At 59.2% G+C, this 8,359-nt stretch carries 8 protein-coding genes; 2 read left to right on the top strand and 6 right to left on the bottom strand.

Features of this window, described 5'->3' with window-relative positions:
* Nucleotides 1-140: 140 nt before the first annotated feature.
* Together QMX91_RS13350 and QMX91_RS13345 are read right to left on the bottom strand one after the other, a co-directional pair.
* The gene (locus QMX91_RS13350) at nucleotides 141-1,766 is read right to left on the bottom strand and encodes a methyl-accepting chemotaxis protein (RefSeq protein WP_098967880.1); all 1,626 of its coding nucleotides are present in this window, start codon (nucleotides 1,764-1,766) and stop codon (nucleotides 141-143) included.
* 138 nt (nucleotides 1,767-1,904) lie between these two features.
* The gene (locus QMX91_RS13345) at nucleotides 1,905-2,927 is read right to left on the bottom strand and encodes an amidohydrolase family protein (protein WP_134785780.1); all 1,023 of its coding nucleotides are present in this window, start codon (nucleotides 2,925-2,927) and stop codon (nucleotides 1,905-1,907) included.
* A 154-nt stretch (nucleotides 2,928-3,081) separates the two neighbouring features.
* On the opposite strand from QMX91_RS13345, the gene QMX91_RS13340 reads away from it, so the two are divergent.
* Together QMX91_RS13340 and QMX91_RS13335 are read left to right on the top strand one after the other, a co-directional pair.
* Nucleotides 3,082-3,498, top strand: coding sequence for an OsmC family protein (locus tag QMX91_RS13340; RefSeq protein ID WP_134785779.1), 417 nt, complete (start codon nucleotides 3,082-3,084; stop codon nucleotides 3,496-3,498).
* Nucleotides 3,499-3,559: 61 nt separating this feature from the next.
* A complete protein-coding gene (locus QMX91_RS13335) occupies nucleotides 3,560-4,426 on the top strand; it encodes a pirin family protein (protein ID WP_282412853.1) in 867 nt (288 codons plus the stop codon).
* A 203-nt stretch (nucleotides 4,427-4,629) separates the two neighbouring features.
* Here QMX91_RS13335 and QMX91_RS13330 read toward each other — a convergent pair whose 3' ends face one another.
* The 4 genes from QMX91_RS13330 to QMX91_RS13315 all read right to left on the bottom strand — a co-directional run bounded on the left by QMX91_RS13330 (nucleotide 4,630) and on the right by QMX91_RS13315 (nucleotide 8,338).
* Nucleotides 4,630-5,358, bottom strand: coding sequence for a dienelactone hydrolase family protein (locus tag QMX91_RS13330; protein WP_135295244.1), 729 nt, complete (start codon nucleotides 5,356-5,358; stop codon nucleotides 4,630-4,632).
* A 68-nt stretch (nucleotides 5,359-5,426) separates the two neighbouring features.
* Nucleotides 5,427-7,331 carry a molecular chaperone HtpG gene (gene htpG, locus QMX91_RS13325; RefSeq protein WP_047600274.1) on the bottom strand — a complete coding sequence of 635 codons (1,905 nt, stop codon included), beginning with the start codon at nucleotides 7,329-7,331 and terminating at the stop codon, nucleotides 5,427-5,429.
* An 81-nt stretch (nucleotides 7,332-7,412) separates the two neighbouring features.
* Entirely contained in the window at nucleotides 7,413-7,865 is a 453-nt protein-coding gene (locus QMX91_RS13320) for a PaaI family thioesterase (RefSeq protein WP_027614042.1), read from the bottom strand.
* A complete protein-coding gene (locus QMX91_RS13315) occupies nucleotides 7,862-8,338 on the bottom strand; it encodes a PaaI family thioesterase (protein ID WP_139054089.1) in 477 nt (158 codons plus the stop codon). The genes QMX91_RS13320 and QMX91_RS13315 overlap by 4 nt, the downstream gene beginning before the upstream one ends.
* Nucleotides 8,339-8,359: the final 21 nt, after the last annotated feature.

The raw sequence follows: 8,359 nt of genomic DNA, 5'->3' as shown, positions 1-8,359 counted from the left end.
TTCCCAGGCGACACACAAATACTGTGGGAGCGGGTTTGCTCGCGAAGGCGGCCTGCCAGCTAACGAAGATGTATCTGATACAACACCTTCGCGAGCAAGCCCGCTCCCACAGGGGGTGAGTGCAATCGTCAAGGGTCAGCTCAGACCGAAAATCTGGCCACCATATTGTTCAAATCCACCGCCAGCCGCGACAACTCCTGGCTTGCCGCACTGGTCTGATTTGCCCCCGCCGACGTCTGCATCGCCAGATCGCGGATGTTCATCAGGTTACGGTCCACCTCCCGCGCCACCGCTGCCTGCTCCTCCGAGGCGCTGGCGATCACCAGGTTGCGCTCGTTGATCAAGGTGAACGCCGAGGCAATTTCCTCCAGCGCCAAACCCGCAGCCTTGGCCAGTTCCAGAGTCGAATTGGCGCGGACGCTGCTCTGTTGCATCGAACTGACCGCCGAATCGGTGCCCTGCTGGATGCCACCGATCATCTGCTCGATTTCCTGGGTCGATTGCTGGGTGCGATGGGCCAGCGCCCGCACCTCATCGGCCACCACCGCGAAGCCACGCCCGGCATCCCCGGCCCGCGCCGCCTCAATCGCTGCGTTCAGTGCCAGCAGATTGGTCTGCTCGGCAATCGAGCGGATCACGTCGAGCACTTTGCTGATGCCGTGAACCTTCTGCGCCAGATCCTCGACCTGCGTGGCATTGGACGTGACATCGTCAGCCAGGGACTGGATCGAAGTCACCGTCTGATTGACCTGCTCGCGACCGTGCTGGGCAATCCGGTCAGACTCGCGCGACGCCTCGGAAGTCGCCACGGCGTTGCTCGCGACCTCTTCCACGGCAGCGGTCATCTGATTGACCGCCGTGGCGGCCTGCTCGATCTCCAGGCTTTGCTGGTGCAGCCCGCGCGTGGCGTCCTCGGTGACGCAACTCAGTTCCTCCGAGGCCGACGCCAACTGGCTGGACGACTCGGAAATCTGCCGGATGGTGTCGCGCAGGTTGTGCTGCATGCTTTTCAGCGCCTGCAGCAGCCGCGCCGGTTCGTCTTTGCCGGAGATACTGATATCGCCAGTCAGATCTCCACCAGCCACCACTTCCGCCACGCCGAGTGATTGCGCCAGCGGCAGGACGATGCTGCGGGTCAGCAACAACGCCAGACCGATGGTGATCAGCGCGGTGATGCCAATCATCACCCCGACCCACACCCGCGAATTGATGAAAACCAGGCGCGCGGCTTCGGTGGCAAGATTGGCATTGTGCTTGTTCAGCTCGACCAGCTCTTTCAGGGTGACCGCCATGTCGTCGGCCAACGGGCTCATTTCACCGTTGAGAATCGCCGCCGCCTCCTCCACCCGATTCTGTGCGGACAACTGCATGACCTGCGCCTGAAACTCCAGATACTGGTGCTCGGCAACCTTGAAGCGGTCGAACAACTTGCGCTCTTCGGGCAGCACGATCAACACGTCATAGCGTTGTTGGGCTTCGCTCAACACACCGCGCAGGTCATTGAGCTTGGCGACATTCTGCGCCAGCGCCTGCGGGTCACGATTGAGCAGCAGGCGCATGGTCAGCGCACGCAGACGCAACATGTCCTGACTCATCTCGCCGACCGCCATCACGCTCGGCAGCCAGTTGTTGTCGACCTCATCAGACTGGGCGCGCATGTTCGCCATTTGCAGCAGGGCGAACGCCCCCAGGGCAAACACCATCAGCGCCAACACACCAAAACCCAGGCCGGCTCGCGGCGCGATATTGAGACTACGGATGCTCATGACTCTGGTTCCTTCCAAAAGCGCTGCATCAACCCTGCAGCTGGTTGCTTTAGAAGGTATCGGCCCGGCGAAAATTTGCGTAAGACCAAAAGGTGATATCAAAAGGCCTTGATACTTCGAACCCTCGGCATTAACGATTCAGCGCGGTTTCCCGGACTTTGCCGCTGTTCGCGGCAATATCGCCAGGAAGTTATCCCGGGCGACTTTACGTGCAACGTCTTCGGGCAATGCATCAAGGAACGGCGTGAAGCTGCGCATTTCCTGACCGAGTTTGTTGAATCGACCTACAACATCCGAACCCAGCATGAAGCGCTCAGGATATTTCTCGACCAATGCCAGCCATTCCGCACGCGGCTTGCCCTGCTCGTCCAGCAGGTACGGTGTGAGCATGCTCCACGACAGATCGATGTACAGATTCGGATAAGCCTCAAGCATCCGACTCACCGTGGGCAGGAGAAAATCCAGTTGCGTCTGGTGCCGATGAATTTCCGCGCTGGTGCCGGCGTGCGCCCAGATGAACCGGGTGTGCGGGTGATTACGCAGGGGTTCTTCGATTTCCTTCAAGTACAGCGGATTTTTCTCACGCTTGGAGGTGATGTTGGAATGCAGCATCACTGGCAGATCGTTTTCGGCAGCCAGGTGATAAATCCGCTTCATCGCCTCGTTATTGGCCCGTGGCGTGTCGCCGGCGGTCAACGCCGTCAAGTCATCATGGCGGGTGAACACTTCACCAATGCCCTGCCACAGCCCCGGATACAGATCGAGCATGCGCTGGATGTGCGCGGCGGAGTTCTTGTCATTGGGGTTGAAGCCTGAAAGGAACGGATGGAAGTGCAGTCGCTGCTCCGAAGTCAGCTTTTGCACGGCATCGGCAACGATCACATCGGTGGCGCTGTACCAGTAGGCATCGGCATCATCGCCGGCGTAATAGCGCGGACGCTTGGGTTCGTCCTCGTGCCACTTCTTCGCCACGGGAATACCGGAAATCATCACATGGTCGATGGAATTGTCCTGCATGGCCGTGAGCAATTTCGCCATGCCGGCGGTTTCCTGGAAAAAATCCACGTAGTGCAAGTGCGCATCGCTGTAGGTGTAATCGCGGGCGCTGGCGCTACCGGCGAATGCCAGCAGGCAGGCAAGACTCAAACGAAACAAGGACACAAGTAATCTCCGGCAGGTAGGCATAGCCTAGACCCTGAGCCGATCACAAGGGTTCATCCTGCAGGAAAGTGGAACGCGGCTCTGTAGGAATGCTCTATAACTGCAAGGTCCTTTTTTGATCGAACGACTTTTTCCTACTGCCAGTGAGGTTGCCATGACTGTTACCGTCAATACCGTCTCCGCCGAAGGTTTTCGTCACACCGTACAGATCGATGACTACGAATTGTTTGCCGACGTGCCGAAGTCTGCCGGCGGCGAGGGCTCGGCCCCCGAGCCACACGACTACTTCGACGCCGCGCTCGGTGCCTGCAAGGCACTGACCCTGAAGATGTACGCAAAGAAGAAAGACATCCCGCTGACCGGCGTGGGTGTCGAGGTCAAACGCGACAACAGCGAAGAGCAGAAAGGCAAATACGCCCTGCACGTGACGCTTACCCTCAAGGGCGTCCTCAACGATGCCCAGCGTGAAGAGTTACTGCGCGTGGCTGATCGCTGCCCGATCCACAAACTGATGACTACCAGCGACGTCAGCATCGAAACCCACGCCCCACAAGGCTTCGACAGCCAGTAATCACCCTCTTGCCAGCGGCGGGTTATGCTTCTGGCATCACCCGCTCAGCCTGGAATGCACCATGGATACGCAACCACTGATCATCCGCCCGCGCGCCGAAGACGTCGAAGGCCAGCCGATCCTGCGCCCGCTGCCGTCAGCCAAATGCCGCAGCATCGGGCCTTTCGTGTTTTTCGACCACATGCTCGAAACGGTTTATCCGGCGGGCAAAGGCATGAACATCCGACAGCATCCGCACATTGGTCTGTCGACCCTGACCTACCTGTTCGAAGGACAGATCCAGCACAAGGACAGCCTCGGCTCCGATCAGGTGGTCAGTGCTGGCGATGTCAGCTGGATGACCGCGGGCAGTGCGATTGCCCACGTCGAGCGCACGCCCGAGCCGCTGTGGGAGCAAAGCTTCACCATGCACGGCTTGCAGATCTGGCTGGCCTCACCCAAGGATCACGAGCAAGGTCCGGGACATTACAGCCATCACCCGGCGGCAACCTTGCCGGTCAGCGATAACCTTGGTGTGCAGATCCGGATGATCGCCGGGTCAGGCTTTTGCCTGGAATCGCCGGTGCCGGTGCTTTCTCCTACGCTGTACGCCGAAGTAAAGATGCAGACCGCAACCACTTTGCTGATCCCGACCGAGCACGAAGAACGCGCGATTTATGTGCTGAGTGGCGATGCGCAGTTGAATGGCGAGCTCCTCGAACCCCATGCGCTGGCGGTGTTGCCGGCCGGGGAACAGATGAGCCTGTTTGCCGAGGGTGATGTACACGCGGTGGTGTTTGGCGGCGCGCCGCTGGACGGGCCTCGGCGGATCAACTGGAATTTTGTCGCGAGCGATCCGGCGGCGATCGATGAGGCACGGCACAAGTGGGCGGCCGGGGATTGGCCGACGGTGCCGGGGGAAGTGGAGCGGATTGAATTGCCGCGTTAAGTCTTTACCCTCACCCCAGCCCTCTCCCGGTGGGAGAGGGAGCCGACCGAGGTATCTGGCGTCATACATCGACCTGAAAAATCCTGGCGATTATGGATTCACTAAGGCACTTTCAGGTCGGCGTAATCCTTGAGCATCCCCCGATCAGTCCCCTCTCCCTTTGGGAGAGGGTTAGGGTGAGGGGGCTTTTAGCTTTCCAGGCTTCAGGCTTTGAACACTTCATCCAGCAAATCATGCATCGACTTGAACGCACGCTTGGCGGTCTTCGCGTCGTACATCATCTTGCCCGGCACATTGGCATGCGGATCGGTAAACGAATGCACCGCACCGCCGTAGCTGAGCAACTGCCAATCGACCTTCGCCGCGTTCATTTCATCTTCGAACGCCGGCAATTGCTCCTTCGGCACCAGCGGGTCGGAGGCACCGTGCAGTACCAGCACCGAGCCCTTGATGTTCTTTGCGTCCGCCGGATTCGGCGAGTCCAGCGTACCGTGGAACGACACCGCCGCCTTCACTGGTGCACCGGTGCGCGCCAGGTCCAGTGCACAGCAACCACCGAAGCAGAACCCGAACACCGCCAGCTTCGAGGTATCGACCGCTGCCTCGCCCTGCTTCTGCAACTGCTCGAACGCTGCCTGCATGCGCTTGCGCAGCAGTGCACGATCGTTCTTCAGCGGCATCATCGCCGCGCCGGCCTCGTCAGCGTTCTGCGGACGTACTGCCTGGCCATACACGTCAGCAATCAACACCACGTAGCCCTTGGCCGCGACCGACTTGGCGATCTCCTCCGCACCGGCGCTGACACCCATCCAGTTCGGCGCCATCAGCAGGCCCGGGCGCGCGCCCTTGTGCTCGGCGTCGAACGCCAGACGACCTTCATAGGGCTGGCCATCCAGCTGATAGACCACGGAACGTACAGTAACTTGGCTCATTTCTGACTCCTGATTAGTTAAACACCAGAATGAAAAAACCCGCCGAAGCGGGTTTTTCTACAACGTGATCAAGCTGACAGTTCAACCAGCAGCTTGTTCAGACGGGTCACGTAAGCGGCCGGGTCTTTCAAGCTTTCGCCAGCCGCCAGGGCGGCCTGATCGAAGAGGATGTGCGAAAGGTCGCCAAAACGCCCTTCGTTCTGCTCGCCGTCGAGTTTCTCGATCAGCGGGTGACTCGGGTTGAATTCGAAAATCGGCTTCGACTCCGGCACTTTCTGTCCGCTGGCTTCGAGGATCTGGCGCATTTGCAGGCCCAGGTCCTGTTCGCCGATGGCCAGAATGGCTGGCGAATCGGTCAGACGGTGAGAGACGCGAACCTCGGCAACGGAGTCGCCCAGCGCGGTTTTCAGGCGCTCGACCAGACCTTCTTTGGACTTGGCGACTTCTTCTGCAGCTTTCTTGTCCTCTTCCGAGTCCAGGTTGCCCAGATCAAGATCACCGCGTGCCACGTCGACAAAGGTCTTGCCGTCGAATTCGCTGAGGTAGCTCATCAGCCACTCGTCGATACGGTCGGTCAGCAGCAGCACTTCGATGCCTTTCTTGCGGAAGACTTCCAGGTGCGGGCTGTTCTTGACCTGCGCGTAGGTTTCGCCGGTGAGGTAGTAGATCTTGTCCTGACCTTCTTTGGCGCGCGCCAGGTAGTCAGCCAGACCGACAACTTGCTCGCCGTCGTCGCCTTGGGTCGATGCGAAACGCAGCAGACCGGCAATTTTTTCCTTGTTGGCGAAATCTTCTGCCGGGCCTTCTTTCATGACCTGACCGAAGTTTTTCCAGAAGCCCTTGTATTGCTCAGGCTCGTTCTTCGCCAGTTTTTCCAGCATGTCCAGCACGCGCTTGGTCAGCGCCGACTTCATCGAGTCGATGATCGGATCTTTCTGCAGGATTTCCCGCGACACGTTCAGCGACAGGTCGTTGGAATCGACCACACCCTTGATGAAGCGCAGGTACAGCGGCAGGAACGACTCGGCCTGATCCATCACGAACACGCGCTGCACGTACAGCTTCAGGCCTTTCGGCGCTTCACGCTGGTACAGGTCGAACGGCGCGCGGGCCGGCACGTACAGCAGCGAGCTGTACTCGAGCTTGCCTTCGACTTTGTTGTGGCTCCAGGCCAGCGGATTTTCGAAGTCGTGAGCGATGTGCTTGTAGAACTCCTGGTATTCCTCGTCCTTCACTTCAGTGCGCGGACGGGTCCACAGGGCGCTGGCGCGGTTGACGGTTTCCCATTCAACGGCAGGCTTCTCTTCGCCTTCAGCGGCAGTGACTTCTTTCGGCAGTTCGATCGGCAGCGCGATGTGGTCGGAGTATTTCTTGATGATGTTGCGCAGACGCCAGCCGTCGGCGAACTCGTCTTCAGCGGATTTCAGGTGCAGGACGATGCGGGTGCCGCGCTCTGGTTTGTCGATGGTGGCGACTTCAAACTCGCCCTCGCCTTTCGACGACCAGTGCACGCCTTCGCTGGCAGGGGTGCCGGCGCGACGGCTGTACACGTCGACTTTGTCAGCCACGATGAAGGCCGAGTAGAAGCCGACACCGAATTGGCCGATCAGGTGCGAATCTTTTTTCTGATCGCCCGAGAGATTCTTCATGAAATCGGCGGTGCCCGACTTGGCGATGGTCCCCAGGTGGGTGATCACATCGTCACGGTTCATGCCGATACCGTTGTCTTCGAGGGTGACGGTCTTGGCGTCCTTGTCGAAGCTCACACGGATTTTCAGTTCAGCGCCACCTTCGAGCAACTCAGGCTTGGCCAGGGCTTCGAAGCGCAGCTTGTCGACAGCGTCAGAGGCGTTCGAGATCAATTCGCGAAGGAAGATTTCCTTGTTGGAATACAGCGAATGGATCATGAGGTGCAGCAGCTGCTTTACCTCGGTCTGGAAGCCCAGGGTTTCCTTTTGAGTTTCCACACTCATGGTCATCAAACTCCAATCAGATGGCAGTGGCCGCGACCTTGAGGGTCGGCGGCGGGTTGTTCACTGAGTTGGGGGCAGCGTTCAGGATTTCAAGGGCTCATCAATTTTGAAATGTGCACGGGCGGTGGCAATCGGTTCGCTCTCGGTGCTTTGCCAGGCCGTGATGGCAACGTTGGCCACGCGCCGCCCCTGGCGACAGACCTGACATTTGGCCCAAGTGTCGCGAAACTGCCCGGCGCGCAGATAATCCAGAGAAAAGTCGATGATCTTCGGCACCCCGGGCGAACCGGTGAAGATCAGCAAATGCAACGCGGCTGCCAGCTCCATGAACCCGGCAATCACCCCGCCATGGATCGCCGGCAATAAAGGGTTACCAATGTTGTCCTTGTTCGCCGGCAGCTTGAAGAGCAATTCATCGCCGACCCGGGAACATTCGACGCCGATCAACCCGGCGTAAGGAATTATCCGCAGCAGCGGCGCGTAGTCGCCCTGAGCGTGAGCCTGCAGCAGTTGTTGCTTCCAGTCATCGCTCATCGATTCTCTCCTTTGACCTTGCCGCCAAATCCCTGGGTGCCTTTCAGGTTTTTGCCCATGCGCATGAAAGTGCCGACGACATGGGCGATCGGCTGACTCGGGTCATCCTGATAAGCAAAGCCGCGAGCGAAGATCACATCGGTGGTGACCCGGTAACACTGGGCAAAGCCATAGACGTCCTTGTTCGGCTCGGCGGCGTGCATGTAGTCGATACGCAGGTCCAGGGTCGGGCAGACTTCGAACTCCGCCAGCACGCACAACGTGGACATGCCGCACGCGGTGTCCATCAGCGAAGTAATGGCACCGCCGTGGATGACCCCGGTCTGTGGATTGCCGACGATTTGCGCGCTGTACGGCAACCTCACCGTCAGCCCTTCGCTGCTGGCGCTGTGTACCGTCAAACCGAGCACCTGACAATGGCGCAGGGCCGAAAGAAATCGTGTCGCGCGCTCAAAAACGGGGTTTTCAGCCATTTGATAATTACTCTCGTTAGA

Source organism: Pseudomonas sp. PS01299 (assembly GCF_029960145.1).
Lineage (GTDB): Bacteria > Pseudomonadota > Gammaproteobacteria > Pseudomonadales > Pseudomonadaceae > Aquipseudomonas > Aquipseudomonas putida_A.
The sequence above is the reverse complement of the archived record's forward strand: the minus strand, read 5'-3'. Positions and strand labels throughout refer to the sequence as shown.

Excerpts from the sequence above, each read along its gene's own strand:
- QMX91_RS13350 (WP_098967880.1), bottom strand. The coding sequence starts at position 1,766 with ATGAGCATCCGTAGTCTCAATATCGCGCCGCGAGCCGGCCTGGGTTTT.
- QMX91_RS13340 (WP_134785779.1), top strand. The coding sequence starts at position 3,082 with ATGACTGTTACCGTCAATACCGTCTCCGCCGAAGGTTTTCGTCACACC.
- QMX91_RS13335 (WP_282412853.1), top strand. The coding sequence starts at position 3,560 with ATGGATACGCAACCACTGATCATCCGCCCGCGCGCCGAAGACGTCGAA.
- QMX91_RS13330 (WP_135295244.1), bottom strand. The coding sequence starts at position 5,358 with ATGAGCCAAGTTACTGTACGTTCCGTGGTCTATCAGCTGGATGGCCAG.
- htpG (WP_047600274.1), bottom strand. The coding sequence starts at position 7,331 with ATGAGTGTGGAAACTCAAAAGGAAACCCTGGGCTTCCAGACCGAGGTA.
- QMX91_RS13320 (WP_027614042.1), bottom strand. The coding sequence starts at position 7,865 with ATGAGCGATGACTGGAAGCAACAACTGCTGCAGGCTCACGCTCAGGGC.
- QMX91_RS13315 (WP_139054089.1), bottom strand. The coding sequence starts at position 8,338 with ATGGCTGAAAACCCCGTTTTTGAGCGCGCGACACGATTTCTTTCGGCC.